19 protein-coding genes are annotated in these 19,593 nt (G+C 72.2%); 6 read left to right on the top strand and 13 right to left on the bottom strand.

Translation table 11 applies throughout. From position 1 onward, the window contains the following. Positions 1-29: 29 nt before the first annotated feature. Complete coding sequence (locus tag OG562_RS26730; RefSeq protein ID WP_266402084.1) at positions 30-515, bottom strand: carboxymuconolactone decarboxylase family protein; 486 nt, start codon at positions 513-515, stop codon at positions 30-32. A gap of 69 nt (positions 516-584) precedes the next feature. Beyond that, positions 585-2,075, bottom strand: a complete 1,491-nt coding sequence (locus OG562_RS26725; RefSeq protein WP_266402081.1) for a PLP-dependent aminotransferase family protein — start codon at positions 2,073-2,075, stop codon at positions 585-587. A gap of 47 nt (positions 2,076-2,122) precedes the next feature. Between OG562_RS26725 and OG562_RS26720 the strand changes: the two genes are divergently transcribed. Genes OG562_RS26720 through OG562_RS26710 form a run of 3 tightly spaced genes read left to right on the top strand, consistent with a single transcriptional unit; the run spans position 2,123 to position 3,809 of the window. Then, positions 2,123-2,620, top strand: coding sequence for a carboxymuconolactone decarboxylase family protein (locus OG562_RS26720; protein ID WP_266402079.1), 498 nt, complete (start codon positions 2,123-2,125; stop codon positions 2,618-2,620). Then, on the top strand, positions 2,617-3,081 hold the full coding sequence (locus tag OG562_RS26715) for a carboxymuconolactone decarboxylase family protein (RefSeq protein ID WP_266402077.1): 465 nt from the start codon (positions 2,617-2,619) through the stop codon (positions 3,079-3,081). The genes OG562_RS26720 and OG562_RS26715 overlap by 4 nt, the downstream gene beginning before the upstream one ends. Further along, on the top strand, positions 3,078-3,809 hold the full coding sequence (locus OG562_RS26710; protein ID WP_266402075.1) for an isocitrate lyase/phosphoenolpyruvate mutase family protein: 732 nt from the start codon (positions 3,078-3,080) through the stop codon (positions 3,807-3,809). The genes OG562_RS26715 and OG562_RS26710 overlap by 4 nt, the downstream gene beginning before the upstream one ends. Before the next feature lie 6 nt (positions 3,810-3,815). Here the strand turns inward: OG562_RS26710 and OG562_RS26705 are convergent, their stop codons facing one another. From OG562_RS26705 to OG562_RS26680, 6 genes are all read right to left on the bottom strand, one after another. Continuing rightward, positions 3,816-4,763 (bottom strand): ABC transporter substrate-binding protein, encoded by a 948-nt coding sequence (locus OG562_RS26705; RefSeq protein ID WP_266402072.1) that lies wholly within the window; start codon positions 4,761-4,763, stop codon positions 3,816-3,818. A gap of 1 nt (position 4,764) precedes the next feature. Beyond that, positions 4,765-6,735: an ABC transporter permease subunit gene (locus tag OG562_RS26700; RefSeq protein ID WP_266402070.1), complete on the bottom strand. Its 1,971-nt coding sequence runs from the start codon at positions 6,733-6,735 to the stop codon at positions 4,765-4,767. Then, complete coding sequence (locus OG562_RS26695) at positions 6,735-7,940, bottom strand: glycine betaine/L-proline ABC transporter ATP-binding protein (RefSeq protein ID WP_266402067.1); 1,206 nt, start codon at positions 7,938-7,940, stop codon at positions 6,735-6,737. Before OG562_RS26695 ends, OG562_RS26700 begins: the two co-directional genes overlap by 1 nt. A 14-nt stretch (positions 7,941-7,954) precedes the next feature. Further along, entirely contained in the window at positions 7,955-9,562 is a 1,608-nt protein-coding gene (locus tag OG562_RS26690) for a GMC family oxidoreductase (protein WP_266402064.1), read from the bottom strand. A 46-nt stretch (positions 9,563-9,608) separates the two neighbouring features. After that, positions 9,609-11,129 (bottom strand): aldehyde dehydrogenase family protein, encoded by a 1,521-nt coding sequence (locus OG562_RS26685; RefSeq protein WP_266402062.1) that lies wholly within the window; start codon positions 11,127-11,129, stop codon positions 9,609-9,611. 150 nt (positions 11,130-11,279) lie between these two features. Further along, a complete protein-coding gene (locus OG562_RS26680; RefSeq protein ID WP_266402060.1) occupies positions 11,280-12,209 on the bottom strand; it encodes a LysR family transcriptional regulator in 930 nt (309 codons plus the stop codon). A gap of 115 nt (positions 12,210-12,324) precedes the next feature. Here OG562_RS26680 and OG562_RS26675 point away from each other — a divergent pair, with 115 nt between their 5' ends. The 3 genes from OG562_RS26675 to OG562_RS26665 are packed head-to-tail and all read left to right on the top strand — an operon-like array spanning position 12,325 to position 14,766. Continuing rightward, positions 12,325-13,911 (top strand): MFS transporter, encoded by a 1,587-nt coding sequence (locus OG562_RS26675; protein WP_266402059.1) that lies wholly within the window; start codon positions 12,325-12,327, stop codon positions 13,909-13,911. Beyond that, complete coding sequence (locus tag OG562_RS26670) at positions 13,814-14,593, top strand: helix-turn-helix transcriptional regulator (protein ID WP_266409535.1); 780 nt, start codon at positions 13,814-13,816, stop codon at positions 14,591-14,593. The genes OG562_RS26675 and OG562_RS26670 overlap by 98 nt, the downstream gene beginning before the upstream one ends. Further along, a complete protein-coding gene (locus tag OG562_RS26665; protein ID WP_266402057.1) occupies positions 14,575-14,766 on the top strand; it encodes a DUF397 domain-containing protein in 192 nt (63 codons plus the stop codon). The genes OG562_RS26670 and OG562_RS26665 overlap by 19 nt, the downstream gene beginning before the upstream one ends. Before the next feature lie 77 nt (positions 14,767-14,843). Here the strand turns inward: OG562_RS26665 and OG562_RS26660 are convergent, their stop codons facing one another. From OG562_RS26660 to OG562_RS26640, 5 genes are all read right to left on the bottom strand, one after another. Beyond that, positions 14,844-15,833: a malate dehydrogenase gene (locus tag OG562_RS26660; RefSeq protein WP_266402055.1), complete on the bottom strand. Its 990-nt coding sequence runs from the start codon at positions 15,831-15,833 to the stop codon at positions 14,844-14,846. Between the two features lie 402 nt (positions 15,834-16,235). Further along, complete coding sequence (locus OG562_RS26655) at positions 16,236-17,102, bottom strand: XRE family transcriptional regulator (RefSeq protein WP_266402052.1); 867 nt, start codon at positions 17,100-17,102, stop codon at positions 16,236-16,238. A 67-nt stretch (positions 17,103-17,169) separates the two neighbouring features. Beyond that, the gene (locus OG562_RS26650) at positions 17,170-17,628 is read right to left on the bottom strand and encodes a helix-turn-helix transcriptional regulator (protein WP_266402051.1); all 459 of its coding nucleotides are present in this window, start codon (positions 17,626-17,628) and stop codon (positions 17,170-17,172) included. A gap of 79 nt (positions 17,629-17,707) precedes the next feature. After that, positions 17,708-18,382, bottom strand: a complete 675-nt coding sequence (locus OG562_RS26645) for a response regulator transcription factor (RefSeq protein ID WP_266402049.1) — start codon at positions 18,380-18,382, stop codon at positions 17,708-17,710. Positions 18,383-18,413: 31 nt separating this feature from the next. Further along, positions 18,414-19,574 (bottom strand): sensor histidine kinase, encoded by a 1,161-nt coding sequence (locus OG562_RS26640; RefSeq protein ID WP_266402047.1) that lies wholly within the window; start codon positions 19,572-19,574, stop codon positions 18,414-18,416. Positions 19,575-19,593 lie beyond the last annotated feature (19 nt).

The following is a 19,593-nucleotide window of genomic DNA, read 5'->3' as shown; positions in this document are numbered from 1 at the left end:
TCATCACTTCTTGCGCTGCGTCTCTGAAACTACTTCTGAGCGGGCTGATAAGCCCCCGGAGCCATCCGGGTCGCGATCGCGATCCGGTTGTACGCGTTGATGACGGTGGCTGCCCAGATCAGCGCCGCGATCTGCGCCTCGTCGAAGACCTCCGCGGCCTCGGCGTAGACGTCGTCCGGGACGCGGCCGTCGTGGACCAGGGTCACGGCCTCGGTCAACGCCAGTGCGGCGCGCTCGCGTTCGGTGAAGAAGGGGGTCTCCCGCCAGGCGTTCAGCGCGTAGATCCGCTGCTCGGCCTCGCCCTGGGCGCGGGCGTCCTTGGTGTGCATGTCGAGGCAGAAGGCGCAGCCGTTGATCTGCGAGGCGCGGATCCTGATCAGTTCCAGGAGTTCCGGCTCGACCTTGGCGTCCTGGGCGGCGGAAACAGCGGCTCCGTGCAGGGAGCCCATCGCCGAGGACACGGCGGGGGTGATTTTCTTGAGGGCGACACGGGGTGCGGAATCACTTGTGCTCATGGGGCGACTCTATCCGCCCGAACGCATTACGGAACAGCCGGGTCGGAGAATTCCAGAATATGGCTACGACTATTCGGGCAAGGCCGCGCACAACGCGTCCAGCGCTGCCGACCAAGCGTGGTCCGGCGGTGTGCCGTACCCCACGACCAGCGCGTCGCAGGGCTCGGCGGTCGCGTCGGGGTGGCGGTGGCGGTGCAGTCCGTCCACCGCGAGGCCGTGCCAGGCCGCCGCCCGCAGCGTCGCCTGCTCGGTGCCGGACGGGAGCCGCAGCACCACGTGCAGGCCGGCCGCGATGCCGGTGGCGCGGACCGAGGGGGCTCGGCGGGCGAGTTCGGCCACCAGGGCGTCCCGGCGGCGGCGGTAGCGCAGACGGGCGGCCCGGATGTGGCGGTCGTACGCGCCGGAGGCGATGAACTCGGCCAGGGTCAGCTGGTCGAGCACCCCGCAGGTGTCGATGCCGCCCTTCGCCTCCACCGCCTCCCCCGCCAGTCCGGGCGGCAGTGCCATCCAGGCCAGCCGCAGACCGGGGGCGAGGGACTTGCTGGCGGTCCCGAGGTAGACGACGTGCTCGGGGTCCAGTCCCTGGAGCGCGCCCACGGGCTGGCGGTCGTAGCGGAACTCGCCGTCGTAGTCGTCCTCCACGACCAGGCCGCCGGTGCGCCGCGCCCACTCCACGACGGCCGCCCGCCGGTCGCGGTGCAGGGGCACGCCCATCGGGAACTGGTGGGCGGGGGTGAGCAGTACCGCCCCCTCGTCGCTCAACTCGCCGGGGTCCGTGCCCAGTTCGTCGAAGGGCAGCGGTGTGTCGCTCAGACCGGCCGCACCCAGCAGAGCGCGGTGCCAGCGCAGCACGTAGGACTCCACGGCGACCGTGGGCACCCCGCGTGCGGCGAGGACCGTGCCGAGGATCTTCAGGCCGTGGGAGATCCCGCCGCACACCAGGATCCGCTCGGGGTCGGTGCGCACGCCCCGGGCCCGGGCGAGATAGCCGGCGAGGGCGGTGCGCAGTTCGATGCGGCCGCGGGGGTCGCCGTAGCCGAAGGCGTGATAGGGGGCCGAGTTCAGGGCGCGGCGGGCGGCCTTGAGCCACTCCGTGCGCGGGAAGGAGGCGAGGTCGGGCATGCCGGGGCGCAGGTCGTGGACGGGGCGGTCGGGCTCATGGGGGCGGGACACGGGGCCGGTGGTCGCGGGGGCGGCCGCGCTCCCCGGCCGGACGCCGGACCCGGCAGGCGCGCCGGGCGGGAAAGCCGCGCCGGACGGGGAAGGCTCGCCGTGCGGGGAGGCCGCCCCCGTCGCCACTCCCGCCGCCACGCGCGTGCCCGAGCCCTGGCGGGCGGTGAGCCAGCCCTCGGCGACGAGATCGGCGTAGGCGTCGGCGACCGTGTTGCGGGCGATGCCCAGGTCGGCGGCGAGGGAGCGGGAGGGGGGCAGCCGGGTGCCGGGGGCCAGCCGGCCGGTGCGGACGGCCTCGCGCAGGGCGTCGGTCAGGCCCCGGCGCAGACCGGGACCGGTCGGCTCCAGATGCAGGTCGACGCCGAAAGTGGCCCAGGAATTCACCATGGAAATGGACCATACCCCTGGGCTGCCTCGCTCCTAGGGTCGATGGCATGACCACCGAGGAACCGCTTGAGTACGCACCCGAACCCACCCAGCGTCTGCAATGGGCCCAGCACGCCCCCGAGGTCTACAAGGCGATGGTCCGGCTGGAGGCGGCCGCCCGGCGCGGTCTCGAACCGAGGCTGTACGAGCTGGTGAAGATCCGCGCCTCGCAGATCAACCACTGCGCGTTCTGTCTCGACATGCACACCAAGGACGCGCTCGCCGCGGGGGAGAGCGTGGAGCGGATCGTGCAGCTCACCGCGTGGGAGGAGTCCCGGCACTTCTACACGGAGAAGGAGCTGGCGGCCGTCGAGCTGACGGAGGCCGTGACCGTCCTCACGGACGGCTTCGTGCCGGACGCGGTGTACGAGCGGGCCGCGAAGCACTTCGAGGAGGCCGAACTGGCCCAGCTGATCGCCGCGATCGCCGCGATCAACGCCTGGAACCGGTTCGGGGTGACCACCCGGATGACGCCGGGTCACTACCAGGCGGGACAGCACGGATGAGCCGTACCCTGCCTGCCCGCCGTACCGCGCTCCTGGACCGCGAGGTCGGGCAGGCCATGTCCCGGCTCAGCGCGGTCGCGAAGAAGGGGCTCGACGATCCGGCGCTCGCCGAGCTGGTCGTGATCCGGGCCTCGCAGCTCAACCACTGCGCGTTCTGCCTGGACATGCACCTGGGGATCGCCCGCGCCCACGGGGTGAGCGAGCAGCGGCTGGCTCTGCTGGCCGCCTGGGAGGAGGCCGGGGACGGGGTCTACGACGCCCGGGAGCGGGCGGCGCTCGCGCTGACGGAGGCGGTGACCGAGCTGACGGAGGGCTTCGTGCCGGACGCGGTGTACGAGCGGGCGGCCATGCACTTCGACGACACGCGCCTCGCGCATCTCATCGGGCTGATCGTCGCGATCAACAACTGGAACCGGGTGATGGTCGCTCGCCGGGTCCCGCCGGGGGGTTACACGCCGTGAACGGGGTCGAGGTCTTTCGCGCACTGCATCGAGGGCGGCTGCCCGACGACCCCCTGATCCTGCCCGGGCCCTGGGACGCGGCCAGCGCGCGGTCGCTCGCGGAGGCCGGGTTTCCGGCGCTCGCCACGCCCAGCGCCGGCGTCGCCGCCTCGCTCGGGTACGAGGACGGCGAGACCCCGGCCGACGAGATGTTCGCGGCGGTCGCCCGGATCGTGCGGGCGGTGGACGTGCCGGTGTCGGCGGACGTCGAGGACGGCTACGGGCTCGCCCCGAAGGAACTGGTCGAGCGGCTCCTGGAGACCGGAGCCGTGGGCTGCAACCTGGAGGACTCCGACAGGGGCGTCCTCAAGGACCCGCGGGCGCATGCCGAGTGGCTCGCCGAGGTGCGGTCCGCGGCCGGCCGCCGGCTCTTCGTCAACGCCCGGGTCGACACCTTCGTGTACGGGGACGGGAACCCCGAACGAGCCATCGAACGGGCCGCGCTGTACGTCGCCGCGGGCGTCGACTGCGTGTACCCGTTCGGCGTCCCGGCGGAGGTGCTGCCCCTGCTGCGGTCCGGGATCCAGGGCCCGATCAACGTGTTCGCCCGGCTGGGCGGCGAAGGCCCCTCGGCCGCCGAGCTCACCGGACTCGGTGAACTCGGGGCCACCCGCGTGACGTTCGGGCCGGGGCTGCAGCGCTGGGCGGCGTCGGCCCTGGAGGGGATGGCCGACCGTCTCCGGCGGTAGCAGTGCTCAGGACAGCCACGTCTTCCACGTCGAGGCGTGGCCGTCCACCCACTTCTTCGCCGCCTCCTCGGGGGTCAGCTTCTGGTCGGCGATCATCAGGGACACCTCGTTCTGGTCCTCGGTCGTCCACTTGAACTTCTTCAGGAAGGCGGCCGCCCTGCCGCCGTCCTTCGCGAAGTCGGCGTTGAGGTACTTCTGCAGCGGGGTGTGCGGATAGCCGCAGGCGACCTTCGCCGCGTCCACGTCGCAGCCCTCCTTGTACGCCGGGAGCTTCACCTCGGTCATCGGGACCTTCTTGAACAGCCACTGCGGGGCGTACCAGTAGGTGAGGAAGGGCTTCTTCTCCTTGGCGAACTGCTTCATCTGGGTGATCTGGGCGGCCTCGGAACCGGCGAACACCACCTGGTAGTCGAGGTCCAGGTTGTCCACCAGGGCCTTGTCGTTGGTGACGTAGGACGGGGAGCCGTCCATGAGCTGGCCCTTGCCGCCGCTCTCGGCGGTGCGGAAGAGGGACGCGTACTTGTCGAGGTTCTTCCAGTCCGTGACGTCCGGGTGCTGCTCGGCGAAGTAGGTGGGGACGTACCAGCCGATGTGCCCGGTGACGCCGAGGTCGCCGCCGCGGGCGATCGTCTTCTTGTCGTCGACGTAGCGCTTCTCCTGGTCGGGGTGGCCCCAGTCCTCCAGGATCGCGTCGACCCGGCCCTGGCTGAGCGCGTCCCAGGCGGGGACCTCGTCGACCTGGACGGTGTCGACGCGGTAGCCGAGCTCGTGCTCCAACAGGTACTGGGCGACGGCCACGTTGGACTGTGCGCCCACCCAGGACTGGACGGACAGGGTCAGGGTCTTCGCGCCCTGGGCGTTCGCGAAGGGGGACGCCTGCTTGGTCATGTCGGCGGCGCCGCAGCCGGTCAGCAGGACCAGCGACGCCACGGCAGCGGTCGTACGCACGCGCATGTCACGCTCCCTTCTTGGCGCGTCGGTCGGCGGGCTGGGTCACCCGGTCGAGCATCAGGCCGAGGCAGACGATCGCGGCGCCGGCCACCAGACCGGTGGCGAGGTCGCCCTGGGCGAGGCCGAAGACGGCGTCGTAGCCGAGCGCGCCGCCGCCGACCAGGCCGCCGATGATGACGACGGCGAGGACGAGGACCACGCCCTGGTTGACGGCGAGCAGCAACGCGGGCCGGGCGAGCGGGAGTTGGATCTGGCGCAGCTGCTGGCCGCCGGTCGCGCCCAGCGAGCGGGCCGACTCCAGGGCCGCCGGGTCGACCTGGCGCAGGCCCTGCGCGGTGATGCGGACGACGGCGGGCAGCGCGTAGACGACGGCCGCGGCGACCGCCGGGGCGCGGCCGACGCCGAACAGGGCGACGACCGGGATCAGGTACACGAACTGCGGCATCGTCTGGAAGACGTCCAGGACGGGCCGCAGCAGCCGTTCGCAGCGGGCGCTGCGGGCGGCCGCGACGCCGGTCGCGATGCCGAGGACGAGGGTGACGGCGACGGCGGCCAGCACCTGGGAGAGGGTGTCCAGGGACGGCTCCCACACGCCGAGCACGCCGGTCGCGGCCAGGGCGAGGACGGCGGTGAGCGCGGTGCGCCAGGTGCCGATCGGCCAGGCGACGGCCGCGACCAGCAGCAGCACCGCCCACCAGGGCAGGCCCTGCAGTCCGTCCCGGACGGGGTCGAGGATCCAGGTGGTGAAGTGTCCGGCCCAGTCCGCGGTGCCGCCGACGACGGGGACGCCGGAGTAGAGGTGGTCGGTCATCCAGCCGACGGTCCGGTTGACCGGCTCGGCGATGGCGACCGTCCAGGAGTCGGGCCAGTCGAGCCGGCCGGCCGTCCGGCCCGCGAGCGCGACGGCCACGGCGGCGACGAGGGCGTACGTCCGTCCCGCGCGCCCCGATGACCCTGTGCCGCCGGACGTGCCGACCGGCGCGCCGCCCGACCGCTCCCCCGCCGCGGCCGTCACCCGGTCCAGGACGACCGCGAGCAGCACGATCGGGATTCCGGCCGCGAGGGCCGCGCCGACGTCGACCGAGGCCAGCGCCTGGTAGACGCGGTCGCCGAGGCCGCCGCCGCCGATCACCGACGCGATGACCGCCATCGACAGGGCCATCATGATCGTCTGATTGAGGCCGAGGAGGAGTTCCTTGCGGGCCAGCGGGATCCGGGCGGTCAGCAGGCGCTGGCGTCCGGTCGCGCCCAGCGAGTCCACCGCCTCCAGGACCTCCGGGTCGGCGCCGCGCAGACCGAGCGCGGTGAGCCGGGCCATGGGCGGGGCGGCGTAGACGACGGTGGCGAGGACGGCCGCGGGCACGCCGATGCCGAAGACGAGCACGACGGGCAGGAGGTAGGCGAAGGCCGGCAGCACCTGCATGGTGTCGAGGACCGGGCGCAGGGCGCGGTCGAGGCGCTCGGAGAGGCCTCCGGCCAGGCCGAGGAGCACGCCCACGGCGACGGACGCGAGGACCGCCACGACCATCAGAGCGAGCGTCTGCATCGTCGGCGTCCACATGCCGAGCAGCCCGCAGGCCAGGAACGCGGCCGCCGTGCCCAGCGCCGTCCGCACCCCGGCCGCCCGCCAGGCGACGAGCGCGCCCACCGCGGTGACACCGGCCCAGCCGGCCCCGAGCAGCACCAGATAGACGGCGCGTACGGAGAGGACGACCGCGTTGCTGACATGGCCGAAGAAGTAGAGGAACAGCGGATGGCTGTCGCGGTTGTCGATGATCCAGTCGCTGACCCCGGTGAGGGGTCTGGTGAGGTCGACGGTGAGCGCGTCCGGCCAACTGCCGCTGGACCAGCGAGCGTTCGCCAGCGGAACGAGGACGGCCGCGCAGACCGCGAGCAGCAGGAGCTTGCGGACGGCCTGGCGCTTGAGGACGCCGGGAAGGGCGATGCGGGGGACGGCTGCGGTCAGCGTGGCCATCAGACCGCCTCCTCACGGGCGATGCGCACCAAACGGGGGTCCGGGTCCGTGCCGGGCTGGGCGCCGGGTTCCGTGCCGGGCTGGGCGCCGGGTTCCGTGCCGGGCTGGGTGCTGGTGGGCTGGGCGCTGGTGGGCTGGGTGCCGGCCACGACGGCGAGCAGGCGCTCGTGGTCGACGACGCCCAGGCAGCGGCCCGCGTCCATGACCCGGGCCGGGGCGCCCGACCGGGCGACCGCCTCGATCGCCTGGGACACCGTCGCGTCCGGACGCACCGCCGGACCCCGGCCGGCCTCCTCCGCCGACGCGGGCCGCATGGCCGTACGCACCGTCAGGACCTGCTCACGGGGCACGTCCCGGACGAACTCCCGGACGTAGTCGTCGGCGGGCGAGCCGACGATCTCCTCCGGGGTGCCCAGCTGGACGACCCGCCCGTCCCGCATCAGCGCGATACGGTCGCCGAGTTTCAACGCCTCGCTCAGGTCATGGGTGATGAAGACCATCGTGCGGCCCTCCTCCTCGTGCAGCCGGACGACCTCCTCCTGCATGTCGCGCCGGATGAGCGGGTCGAGCGCGCTGAACGGCTCGTCGAAGAGCAGGACTTCGGGGTCGACGGCGAGGGCCCGGGCCAGGCCCACCCGCTGCCGCTGGCCGCCGGACAGCTGACCCGGCCTGCGCTGCTCCATGCCCTCCAGGCCGACCTTGACGACGACCTCCTGTGCCCGGGCCCGCCGCTCGGAGCGGCCCACGCCCTGGATCTCCAGGCCGTACGCCACGTTGTCGAGGACCGTGCGGTGCGGGAGGAGGCCGAAGTGCTGGAAGACCATCGCGGCGCGGTGCCGGCGCAGTTCGCGCAGCCGGGTGCGGTCCATCGCGCGGACGTCCTCGCCGTCGACGACGATCGTGCCGGCCGTCGGCTCGATCAGCCGGGTCAGACAGCGTACGAGGGTCGACTTGCCGGAGCCGGACAGGCCCATCACGACGAAGACCTCGCCCTTGCGGACGTCGAAGGAGACGTCCCGGACGGCGGCCGTGCAGCCGGTGCGGGAGCGCAGTTCGGCGGGGGCCAGCCCGGCCAGCTCCGGGTCGGCGGGGATCTGGCCGGCCTTGGGGCCGAACACCTTCCACAGGCCCTCGACCGAGAAGACGGGGGTGGCGGCAGCGCTGGGGGTGCTGGAAGCAGTAGGGCCACCGGAGGCACTGGACATGCCGGAAGCACTCATCACGCACCGCCTCCGATCAGGTCCACGGCCCTCTCGCCGACCATCAGCACCCCGATCATCGGGTTCACGGCGGGCATGGTCGGGAAGACGGAGGCGTCGGCGATCCGGATGCCGTCCAGGCCACGGATGCGCAACTGCGGGTCGACCACGGCGAGTTCGTCGTCCGGTGAGCCCATCCGGCAGGTGCCCGCCGGGTGGTACACGGTGTGCGCGACCTTGCGGGCGTACTCGCTCAGCTCGGCGTCGTCCGTGATCTGCGGGCCGGGGGCCACCTCGCGCTTGAGCCAGCCGGCCAGCGGCTCGGTCTTCGCGACCTCGCGGGCGATGCGGATCCCGTCGACGAGGGCACGGCCGTCGTAGTCGTCCTCGTCGGTGAAGTACCGGAAGTCCAGGGCGGGTTTGACGGACGGGTCGGCGCTGGTCAGGTAGAGGCGGCCCCGGCTGCGGGGCTTGGGGATGTTCGGGGTCATGGAGACGCCGAACTCGGGCCGCTCGTAGCCCAGTCGCTCGGGGTTGTCGGTGAACGGCACCTGGTAGAAGTGGAACATCAGGTCCGGGCCGGGGTGTTCGGGGTCGCGGTGGACGAACAGGCCCGCGTCGGAGTCCATCGCGGAGTTCTCCGGGATCGGTCCGTAGGTCTCCCAGACGATCACCGACTCGGGGTGGTCGAGGAGGTTCTCGCCGACGCCCGGCAGTTCGTGCGCGACGGGGATGCCGAGGGCCTCCAGGTCCGCCCTGGGGCCGACGCCGGAGTGCAGCAGCAGCCGGGGCGAGTCGACGGCGCCCGCGCAGAGCACGACCTCGCGGCGGGCCCGGACGAGGATCTCCGCCCCGTCCTTCGTGCGGACGTGCACGCCCTCCGCGCGCTTGTGCGGGCTCAGCTCCAGGCGGTGCGCCCAGGTCTCCAGCAGGATCGTCAGGTTGGGGCGCTCGTCCATCACCGGGTGCAGATAGGCGACGGACGCGCTCGACCGCTTGTTGTCCTCCGGGTGGTAGGCGAGGTCGAAGAAGCCGACGCCGTCGGTGAACGGCGCCTTGTTGAACCCCTCGACGCGCGGGACGCCCAGCGCCTTCCGGGCCGCGTCGACGAAGTCGCGGGCGACGGCGTTGCGGTCCTTCTCGTCGACCGGGACGATGTTGTTGAGGAGCCGGGCGTAGTACGCCTCCATCGAGATCGAGCCCCAGCCCCTCGCCCCGGCCGCCTCCCACTCGTCCCAGTCGGACGGCAGCGGCTTGAAGGCGATGAGGGTGTTGTGGGAGGAGCAGCCGCCGAGGACGCGGGCGCGGCTGTGCCGGATGTGGGAATTGCCGCGCGGCTGCTCGGTCGTCGGGTAGTCGTAGTCCAGCTCGCCGCCGAGCAGGCCCGTCCAGCGGCGCAGGGTCAGGACGTCGTCCCGGCCCACGTCGCTGGGGCCGCCCTCGATGACGGCGACGGTGACGTCGGGGTTCTCGGTGAGGCGGGAGGCGATGACGGAGCCCGCGGTGCCGCCTCCGATCACTACATAGTCGTACTCATGCTCGTCATGGTCGTGCTCATGGTCGTGCTCATGGTCGTGCTCATGGTCGTGCTCATGGTCGTGCTCATGGTCGTGGGTGTTCTCGGGCATGGGGGTGCTCCAGGGGGCTTGCGAAGTCTTGTGGACGGGCCGGGGGTCAGCCGGCGAACCAGCGGACCGGCTTCGGCGCGAGGTTCTGGTACACGTGCTTGGTCTCGCGGTACTCGGCGAGACCTGCGGGGCCCAGCTCGCGGCCCACGCCGCTCTTTCCGAAGCCGCCCCACTCCGCCTGCGGGAGATAGGGGTGGAAGTCGTTGATCCAGACGGTGCCGTGCCGCAGCAGCCCCGCGACCCTGCGCGCCCGGCCCGCGTCGGCGGTCCAGACGGCGCCCGCGAGGCCGTACTCGGTGTCGTTGGCGAGGAACACGGCCTCGTCCTCGGTGCGGAAGGTCTCGACGGTGAGGACCGGTCCGAAGACCTCCTCGCGGACGACCCGCATCTCACGGTGACACTGGTCCAGGACGGTCGGCTCGTGGAAGTAGCCGGCGGCGGGGCGCATGTCGGCGGGCTCGGGCCGCTTGCCGCCGGTGCGCAGGACGGCGCCCTCGGCGAGCGCGGAGGCGATGTACGCCTCGACCTTGGCGCGCTGCTGCTCGGAGACGAGCGGCCCGCACTCGACGCCCTCCTCCGTGCCGCGCCCGAGGCGGATCCTCTCGGCGCGGCGGGCGAGTTCGGCGACGAAGCGCTCCCTGACGGTCTCCTCGACGATGAGCCGGGAGCCCGCCGAGCAGACCTGGCCGCTGTGGACGAAGGCCGCGTTGAGGGCCTGGTCCACGGCGGTGTCGAAGCCCTCGTCGGTGGCGCAGGCGTCGGCGAAGACCACGTTGGGGTTCTTGCCGCCGAGTTCGAGGGCGACCTTCTTGACGGTGGGGGCGGCTGCCTGCGCGACCTTGACGCCGCTGACCAGGCCGCCGGTGAAGGAGACCAGGTCGACGGCGGGGTGTTCGGCGAGCCGCGCGCCGACGGTGTGGCCGGGGCCGGTGACGATGTTCGCGACCCCGGCGGGCAGCCCGGCCTCGAGAAGCAGGTCGATGAGCGCGATCGTCGTCAGCGGGGTGATCTCGCTCGGCTTCACGACGAAGGCGTTGCCGGCGGCGAGGGCCGGGGCGATCTTCCAACTGGCCTGGAGGAGGGGGTAGTTCCAGGGGGTGATCAGCGCGCAGACGCCGACGGGTTCGTGTACGACGACGCTGTGCACATCGGGCGAGCCCGCGTCGACGACCCGGCCGGGGGCCTCGGCGGCGACCAGGTCGGCGAAGTGCCGGAAGGCGTCGGCGACGCAGGTGATGTCGACCCGGCCCTCTTCGAGCGTCTTGCCCGCGTCCCGGCTCTCCAGCAGACCGAGCCGTTCGCGGTCGCGTACGAGGAGGTCGGCGACGCGGCGCAGCAGCGCGGCGCGTTCGGCGACGGGGGTACGGGGCCAGTCGCCCGCGTCGAACGCCCGCCGGGCGGCCGCGACCGCCAGGTCGACGTCCCTCTCGTCGCCCTCCGCGACGACGGCGAAGGGTCGCCCGTCGGCGGGGTCGAGGATCTCCCGGGTGGCTCCGGAGGCGGCTCCCAGCCATTCTCCGCCCACGCGAATCGTTCGGCGCTCCTGCTCCTGCGTACTGTCGGCCATGATCGGCATTGCCTTCCGTTCCTGTTCAGTCCCCCTGCGTCGCCCACGGGTCTCTCTCGGGGACCGCGATCACCTGCCCCCGCCCTCCGATTGCATGCGCAATCTTTGGCCGAAAGTGCGCTACGCCACTCGTAGCCGGTCGCTCACCGCTCACCGGGAACGCCGCCGCACCAGATCCCGCACCGCCGCCCGCAGCCACACATGGGCCGGGTCGACGTCATGCCGCGGATGCCAGGCCATGCCCAGCAGGAGCGGCGGCAGGGGCAGGGGCACCTCGAAGGAGACCAGGCCCAGGCTCTGCGCCAGCGGCAGTCCCCAGGCGGTGTTCAGACCGACCAGGTCGGTGTCGCGGAGGACGAAGAGGGAGGACGGGAGGGAGCCGACGGTGCCCACCACCCGTCGCCGTAGGCCGAGTTCGGCAAGGGCCGCGTCGACGGGCCCGTGCAGCTTGCCGCGTCGGGACACGATCAGGTGGTCGGCTTCGAGCGCGAACCGCTCGGGCGTCAACTCGCCTTCCAGCAGCGGGTGTCCGGCCCGTACGACGCCCATCATCCGGTCGTCGCAGAGGTGTTCGCGGTGCACCTCGGGGGCCGCCGTGTCGATGACGCCCACCTCCAGGTCGGCGGTGCCCTCGCGCAGGAAGGGCGTGTCGACGTGGCTCTCGCCCAGGAAGCGGATCCGGACGCCGGGCGCCTCCGCGGCGGCGCGGGCGTACAGGGCCGGGCCGTGGGCGGCCGCTATGGCGTCGTGGCCGAGGATCGTGAGGGTGCGGGTCACCGTCCTGAGGTCGGTCCCCTCGGCCGGCGCGAACAGCGCCCACGCCCGCTCCACCACCGCGCTCACCTCGGCCCGTACGGCCAGGGCGCGCGGCGTCGGCACCATCCGGCGGCCCGCCCGCACCAGGACCGGGTCGCCGAGCGCCTTGCGGATGCGGCCCAGAGTGCGGCTCATCGCCGGTTCGGAGAGATGCAGGCGGCGGGCCGCGCCCTGGACGCTCTCCTCCTCCAGCAGGACGTCCAGCGCGACCAGCAGGTTCAGATCCATCGCCGCAGGTCCCGCCACGGATTGCGTCATACGCATGTACCCCTTGCAAAGGTTGCACTGGAAAGCAGGTCAGGGTCGAGCCTACGGTGAAACAGGCCCGGCGAGACCGGGCGACCCACCCCACCCGTCCACCGAGCTCCCGGGAGGAGCCGTGCCCTCGCACGCCCTGAAACGGTCCACCCTGCTGACCCTGTGCGCCTGCGTGCTGGTCGCCCAGAGCATGGTCGCCGCGATCAACCTCCTCATCCCGCAGCTGAGTTCGTCGCCCCTGCACCCCTCGCACACCGAAGTCCTGTGGACGGTCGACGCCTACGTCATCGTCTTCGCCGGACTGCTCGTCCCGGCCGGTGCGCTCGGCGACCGGTACGGCCGCAAGGGCGCCCTGCTCGCCGGGCTCGGCCTGTTCGCGGCGGGCGCCGCCGTCAGCGCGTGCGCGCAGGACCCGGCGCTGCTGATCGCGGGCCGGGGCGTCTCGGGCGCGGGCGCGGCACTGGTCACGCCGGCGACGATGTCGATCCTGGTCCACCTCGCCGGTCCACAGCGGCGGGCGCAGGCCATGGCCTCCTGGACGCTGGCCATCGGCCTCGGCGGGATGTTCGGCAACCTGGGCGGCGGACTGGTCGGGCAGTATCTGACCTGGCGGGCGCTCTTCGCCGCGATGGTCCCGCTGGCCGCACTGCTCGCGCTCGCCGTGGCCGCGACGACCCCGCGCACCGCCCGCTCCACGCACAGCCGTCTCGACCCGTGGGGCACGCTCCTGCTCACCGCCGGTCTGGTCGCCGTCCTCCACGGCATCATCGAGGGCCCGGACCACGGCTGGACCTCGCCGCTGATCCTCGGTTCGTTCACGACCGGGGCCGCCCTGATCGCCGGCTTCACGCTTCGGTCCCTGCGCTCGCCCGCCCCGCTCTTCGACCCACGGGTGTTCCGGTCCGCCCGGCTGCGCGCGACCTCCCTAGGCATGACCACCGGTTTCTTCGGTCTGTTCGCGCTGTTCTTCGTCAACTCCCAGTACCTCCAGGAGGTCAAGGGCTACGAGCCCGCCGTCACGGGGGTCGCGATCGTCCCGCTGATCGTCGGCATGGCCCTGGTCCCGAAGTTCGCAGCCCGCTTCTCGACGCACCCTCGCCCGGTCGTCGGCACGGGACTGGCCCTGATCGGCCTGGGCCTGCTCGGCGCGTCCACCGCGAACGCCGACACGCCGTACCCCCTGTACGCCGTCTGGCTGCTGGTCATCTCTGCGGGCACGGGCCTGTCGATGCCCGCCCTGACCCTGGGCGTCGTCACCTCGCTCCCGCCCCACCAGGCGGGCCTCGGCTCCGGCCTCGGCACCTCCGCCCGCGAGATCGGCGCGGCGCTCGGCGTGGCGATCGCCGGCACCGCCCTGGCCGGACACGCCGACTTCGCCTCCGGCATGGGCCCGGCGCTGCGCGTGGTCGGACTGACGGTCCTGGCGGCGACGGCGGTGGTCGTGACCGGCTTCCGGGATGGATCACGGCAACGGCCTGAACGCGAAAAGGAGTTGGATTACCCTTCGTATGCAGATCGTTACGCTGAGCCGCGCGAGGGAGCACAGGATGCCCGCGAGACGAGTGGTCACCGGACGGAGCCAACAGCCTCGCAGGCGCTTCGCCGAGGAGCTGCGGCTGCTGCGCAACGCGCGGGGGGAGACCCTGCGGGAGCTGGGCGAACGGCTGGGCTGGGACGCATCGACGCTGGGCAAGATGGAGGGCGGTAGCAGTCTGGGCAGCCCGGAGATCGTGGAGGCCCTGGAATCGCACTACGGAACGCCGGGGCTGTTGCTGGCCCTGTGGGAAGTGGCGGTGGGGGACAACACCCAGTTCAAGGAGCAGTACCGCACGTACATGGATATGGAGGCGGAGTCGCTGGGCTTGTGGCATTTCGGTGTGAGCACCGTCCATGGCCTGCTTCAAACAGCGGCGTACGCACGTGAGGTCCTCACCCTGGGCGGTCTCAAGGGGTTGGAACTGGACCAGCAGGTCGAAGCCCGCACCGGGCGACGAAAGCTGCTGGAGGGGGATGACGCACCGCCGTTCCGCGCCATCCTCTCCGAGGCGGTACTGCGGACCCCGCTGCGTGCCTGGCAGGAGTGGCGGGAGCAGTTGGAGCACTTGCTGGAGGCCGGCGAGCGCCCGAACATCACCCTTCAGGTGCTGCCGCAGAGCATTGGTCTCCACTCACTGGTCAGCACCGACATGATGATCCTGCGGCTGTCCGACGGCAGCACGGTGGCGTACGCCGAGAACGCCCACCGGGGCGAACTCGTGGAAGAAACCCGAGCAGTTGACCTACTCCACCGGCGCTACGATGCGATGCGCGACCTGGCGCTTTCCCCGGCCGAGTCACGCAAGTTCATCACGCGGATGTTGGAGGAAGTGCCGTGCGAGCCATTGACCTGAGCAACGTCACCTGGCGCAAGTCCAGCCACAGCAACCCCGACGGCGGAGCCTGCCTCGAAGTAGCCGACACCGTATCCGCCCCCCTCGTCCCAGTCCGCGACAGCAAGGACCCCTCCCAGGGAGCCCTGGTCTTCGGGCACGACGCCTGGACGGAGTTCATCCGCACCCTGTAAGCGGAGCTGAACGCGGAGCTGAACACACTGATCCCCGGGCGGTCGAAGCCTCCCGGGGATCGTCATGTCTGAAGAACTCAGATGAGGCCGAGCGCGCGGACCGCGTCGCGCTCCTCTGACAGCTCCTGCACCGACGCGTCGATGCGGGCGCGGGAGAACTCGTTGACGTCCAGGCCCTGGACGATCTCGTAGACGCCGTCCTTGGTGGTGACCGGGAAGGACGAGATGAGGCCCTCCGGGACGCCGTAGGAGCCGTCGGACGGGATGCCCATGGAGGCCCAGTCGCCGTCGGCCGTGCCGTTGACCCAGGTGTAGACGTGGTCGATGGCGGCGTTGGCGGCGGAGGCGGCCGAGGACGCGCCACGGGCCTCGATGATGGCCGCGCCGCGCTTGGCGACGGTCGGGATGAAGTCCTCGGCGAGCCACTTCTCGTCGTTGACGACCTCGGCCGCGTTCTTGCCCGCGATGGTGGCGTGGAAGATGTCCGGGTACTGGGTGGCCGAGTGGTTGCCCCAGATGGTCAGGCGCTTGATGTCGGCGACCGTCGAGCCCGTCTTCTTCGCGAGCTGGGTCAGCGCGCGGTTGTGGTCCAGGCGGGTCATCGCGGTGAAGCGCTCGGCCGGTACGTCCGGGGCGGCGGCCTGCGCGATGAGCGCGTTGGTGTTGGCCGGGTTGCCGACGACGAGGACCTTGATGTCGTCCGCCGCGTTGTCGTTGATGGCCTTGCCCTGCGGCTTGAAGATGCCGCCGTTGGCCTCCAGGAGGTCACCGCGCTCCATGCCCTTCGTGCGCGGGCGGGCGCCGACGAGGAGGGCGACGTTCGTGCCGTCGAAGGCGACGTTCGGGTCGTCGGTGATGTCGATGCCCTGGAGGAGGGGGAACGCGCAGTCGTCGAGCTCCATGGCGGTGCCCTCGGCGGCCTTGAGCGCGGGGGTGATCTCCAGCAGGCGCAGCCTGACCGGCACGTCCGCGCCGAGCAGCTGGCCGGAGGCGATGCGGAAGAGCAGGGCGTAACCGATCTGGCCGGCCGCGCCGGTGACGGTGACGTTCACGGGAGTGCGGGTCATGGCGTTCTCCGTATGACAGCTGTCGGTGGGGCGTCCCTGCCCCGGGTGGGACGTACAAATGATCGATCTCTTGGCGTCAAGAGAGATCCAGCGGTCAGGCTATCGCGCATCCGGGATCTCGGATGCGCGGGGTTGTGTGGCCCGTCCCACAGAGTGAGAAACAGAGCGGGAAACAGAGTGCGAGACCGAGTGCGCGACGGAGTGCGCTACAGATCGGGCGTCCGGACGTGGCACGGCGGCCGCCGGTTCGGGAGAGAAAGGCCGGCGGCCGCCGTGGTGGGGGTACCGGGTCGTGCCGGACTCCCGTGGGGGTACCGTGCGGGTGCCCCGGGGCGGAGGCGGGTATTCCTGTGCGCTCCGGTTCTTCACGCGGCCGACACAGCCTCTGCATCTCGCCGGCTCTCAGGGCGTGCAGCCCGTCTGCCCCGACGCCAGCACCGCGCACGCCGTCGCCTCCTTCGCGTCCTTCACCGCCACCATCGGCGTGTACGCGATCGTCTCGCCGGGGTCCGTGACCGTGCCGGTCCGTGCTGCCGACCCCACGGTCACCCGCACCTCGTCGCCCTGCCCGGCCTGCATGATCCGGCCCCAGGCCGTGCCGCAGGTCCTGCTGTAGCGGACCTCGACGAGCGTCGGGCCGACGGTCGCGCTCTTCGCCGTGGTCACGAGGTCGCCGCTGCACCCCATCTCCTCGGCGTCCTTGCCCGTGCAGTCGGCCCCCGCGCACAGCACCCCGGCGGGCAGGGTGGAGGAGCGAGGGTCCGCCGGCGTCGAGGAGGAGGACTCCGGGGAGCCGCCCACGGTCGCCCTCGGGTCCCCTCCGTCGGTCAGCAGGAACGCGCCCACGACGACGATCACCACGCCCACGACTCCGGCGAGGAACATCCAGGTCCGCTGCGCTCCGGCGCCCCGGGAAGCGCCGGTCGCAACTCTCTCGGCGTCTGCGGTCGCGTCTGTAGCTGTGTCCGCAGCCGCAGCCGCCGTCGCGGGCACGAGCTCCGAGCGGCTCCAGGCGCGCTCGGCCAGCTCCCACAGGGTGGTCAGATGGACGGGGGGCGTGCCGGTGACCTCGGCCAGGGCGACGACCGCGCCCTTGGGGGCGAGCAGCCGCCCGTTGAGATACCGCTCCCAGGACGCCTTGCCGTAGCCGGTGCGGTCGGCCACCGTCGCGACGCTCAGCCCACTGTCGTCCACGACCCGCCGCAACTGCTCGACGAACTCCCGCAGCTGCGGATCGAGTGCGTCCGGCAGGGCCTTCCAGCGAGGCATCGAGCCCCCTCTCAACGTCCCGATAAGAAGACCATTCGGGACACTTCCCCGACCTGTCAACCGACCGTCAACCGAAGGCGACGGCTCCCCCGACCGCCGTGAGCAGCAGGACGAGCAGCAGCAGGACGGCGTAGAGGAGCAGACGTCCGGCGGGGCGGGGCTGCTCGGACCGTTCCGATCCGTCCGACCGTTCCCACCAGGGGACCGTCGGATCGTCCTCGTACCCCTCCCCGGCGGCGGGCGGCGCGGGGCGCGGCCAGGCCTCGACGGCCAGTTCCCAGCGCACGCAGTGGCGTTCGGTGTCCGTGTCGGACAGGCCCACGACCCGGCACAGCGCGGCGACGGCCTGCCTCGGCGGCGGCTGGACCGCGTTGAGGTAGCGGTGCCAGGAGGACTTGCTGTACGCGGTGCGCGCGCCGAGCGCGGCCAGGCTGAGGCCCGTACCGTCCTTGAGCTGCCGCAGCTGCTCCACGAAGTGCCGTACCTCCGACGGCAGCCCGTCCGGCAGCGGCTGCCAGGAGCCCATCCCGCCCACCTCCCCTTTCGCCCGTCTGAGGGACGACGGCGCACGGCCGGACGGTTCCCGCGACGACCCGGCCGGCAGGTCAGCCGCCCGGCGTCACCAGACCCGTCTCGTACGCCACCACCACCGCCTGCGCCCGGCTGCCCAGGTCGAGCTTGGTCATCGTGCGGTTGAGGTGGGTCTTGACGGTGGCCTCGCTGATGTAGAGGCGGCCGGCGATCTCCTGGTTGGACAGACCGCGGGCGGTCAGCTTCAGCACCTCGACCTCGCGGGAGGTCAGCACCTCCAGGTCGGGCGAGGCCCCGTCGGCCGCGGCGGCGGCCGCGCCGCCCTGCCGGGCGAAGGCCTCGACCAGGCGGCGGGTGACGCTGGGCGCGAAGAGCGCGTCGCCGCCCTGCACCGCGGCCACCGCGGCGAGCAGCCGCTCGGGCCCCGAGTCCTTGAGCAGGAACCCGGACGCGCCGGCCCGCAGCGCCCCGTACACGTACTCGTCGAGGTCGAAGGTGGTGAGGATCAGGATGCGGGGCAGCCGGTCTGCGGGGCGGGCGAGGATGCGTTCGGTGGCCTCGATGCCGTTCATTCCGGGCATCCGGATGTCCATGAGGACCACGTCGGGCCGCGTCTCGGCGGCCAGCCGCACCGCCTCGTCGCCGTCCCCGGCCTCCCCCGCGACCTCGAACCCGGGCGCGGCGTTCAGCAGCCCCACGAGTCCGGCCCGGATCAGGAACTGGTCGTCGACGACAAGGACCCTGGTCATCCCGTACGGCCGTCCTCCCTCCCCGCCGGGCCTAGGCCGGCAGGGTCAGCTCGACCGCGAATCCGCCGCCGGAGCGTGGGCCGACGCTGATCGTCCCGCCGTAGAGCCTGGCCCGCTCGCGCATTCCGATCAAGCCGTGTCCGGGGCCGTGTCCGAGGTCCGCCCCGAGTCTGGCTTGAATCGCTCCTCTGCCCACGTCCTGGCCGGCCGCCTCCCCGTCGTCCGTGACGTGGACGCTGAGGTCGCGCTGCCCGTAGTGGAGCGTCACGCGCGCGTGGGCGTGCCGGGCGTGCTTGAGGACGTTGGTGAGGGCCTCCTGGACGATGCGATAGGCGCAGAGTTCGACGCCGGGCGGGAGCGGGCGCGGGGCGCCCTCGACGGTCAGCTCGACGGCGACGCCGCCGGCGCGGACCCGGGCCACGAGGTCGTCGAGGCGGGCCAGGGTGGGCATCGGGGCGGCCGCCGCGGCCTCCGGGTCCTCCTCGCGCAGCACGTACAGCATGCGGCGCAGCTCCTCCAGGGCCTCGCCGCTGGTGTCCTCAATGGTGCCGAGCGCGCCGCGGGCGGTGACCGGGTCGGCGTCGAACACGAACCGGGCGAGACCGGCCTGTACCGAGATCACCGACATGTGGTGGGCGACCACGTCGTGCAACTCCCGTGCGATGCGGCCGCGTTCCTCGGCGACCGCGCGAAGGGCGCGTTCGGCCTGTTCCTCGCGCAGCCGGAGGGTGAGTTCGGCGGAGCGGCGGGCCAGGATGCCGAACCGGACCAGTACCGCGGCGTACATCAGCGCCTGGGCGAGGACCGACGCCATCGACGGACTGTCGCTGACGACACCCGCGTACAGCCAGAACGCGATCAGGGTCGCCGCGCAGGCCAAGGCGACGCGCGTCGTGCGCACGGACGCCACGGTGTAGAGGGCGAGCATGGGGCCGAAGGTGCACACGACCGGCCAGTAGCCGAGGGTGACGTAGACGACGGCGGCGGTCTGCGCGGCCACGAAGACGGCGACCGGCCATCTGCCGCGCACGGCTGTCGGGAGATGCGCCAGGACGACCAGGAGGAAGGCCCGCGCGTCGAGTTCGGGCCAGCCCTGCGACACGGACTCCCGCCCCAGCAGAACGGCGGCCCACACCGTGCCGCACGCGATCGACGTATCGACGACGAAGGGGCGGGGCGCCGGGATACGCATCGCCGCAGCGTAACGCCGA

The organism is Streptomyces sp. NBC_01275, from assembly GCF_026340655.1.
GTDB lineage: Bacteria > Actinomycetota > Actinomycetes > Streptomycetales > Streptomycetaceae > Streptomyces.
This window is presented reverse-complemented; position numbering and strand designations above follow the sequence as displayed.

Coding starts and splice junctions, on each gene's coding strand:
- OG562_RS26730 (WP_266402084.1), bottom strand. CDS start 515: ATGAGCACAAGTGATTCCGCACCCCGTGTCGCCCTCAAGAAAATCACC.
- OG562_RS26725 (WP_266402081.1), bottom strand. CDS start 2,075: ATGGTGAATTCCTGGGCCACTTTCGGCGTCGACCTGCATCTGGAGCCG.
- OG562_RS26720 (WP_266402079.1), top strand. CDS start 2,123: ATGACCACCGAGGAACCGCTTGAGTACGCACCCGAACCCACCCAGCGT.
- OG562_RS26715 (WP_266402077.1), top strand. CDS start 2,617: ATGAGCCGTACCCTGCCTGCCCGCCGTACCGCGCTCCTGGACCGCGAG.
- OG562_RS26705 (WP_266402072.1), bottom strand. CDS start 4,763: ATGCGCGTGCGTACGACCGCTGCCGTGGCGTCGCTGGTCCTGCTGACC.
- OG562_RS26700 (WP_266402070.1), bottom strand. CDS start 6,735: ATGGCCACGCTGACCGCAGCCGTCCCCCGCATCGCCCTTCCCGGCGTC.
- OG562_RS26695 (WP_266402067.1), bottom strand. CDS start 7,940: ATGTCCAGTGCCTCCGGTGGCCCTACTGCTTCCAGCACCCCCAGCGCT.
- OG562_RS26690 (WP_266402064.1), bottom strand. CDS start 9,562: ATGCCCGAGAACACCCACGACCATGAGCACGACCATGAGCACGACCAT.
- OG562_RS26685 (WP_266402062.1), bottom strand. CDS start 11,129: ATGGCCGACAGTACGCAGGAGCAGGAGCGCCGAACGATTCGCGTGGGC.
- OG562_RS26680 (WP_266402060.1), bottom strand. CDS start 12,209: ATGCGTATGACGCAATCCGTGGCGGGACCTGCGGCGATGGATCTGAAC.
- OG562_RS26660 (WP_266402055.1), bottom strand. CDS start 15,833: ATGACCCGCACTCCCGTGAACGTCACCGTCACCGGCGCGGCCGGCCAG.
- OG562_RS26655 (WP_266402052.1), bottom strand. CDS start 17,102: ATGCCTCGCTGGAAGGCCCTGCCGGACGCACTCGATCCGCAGCTGCGG.
- OG562_RS26650 (WP_266402051.1), bottom strand. CDS start 17,628: ATGGGCTCCTGGCAGCCGCTGCCGGACGGGCTGCCGTCGGAGGTACGG.
- OG562_RS26645 (WP_266402049.1), bottom strand. CDS start 18,382: ATGACCAGGGTCCTTGTCGTCGACGACCAGTTCCTGATCCGGGCCGGA.
- OG562_RS26640 (WP_266402047.1), bottom strand. CDS start 19,574: ATGCGTATCCCGGCGCCCCGCCCCTTCGTCGTCGATACGTCGATCGCG.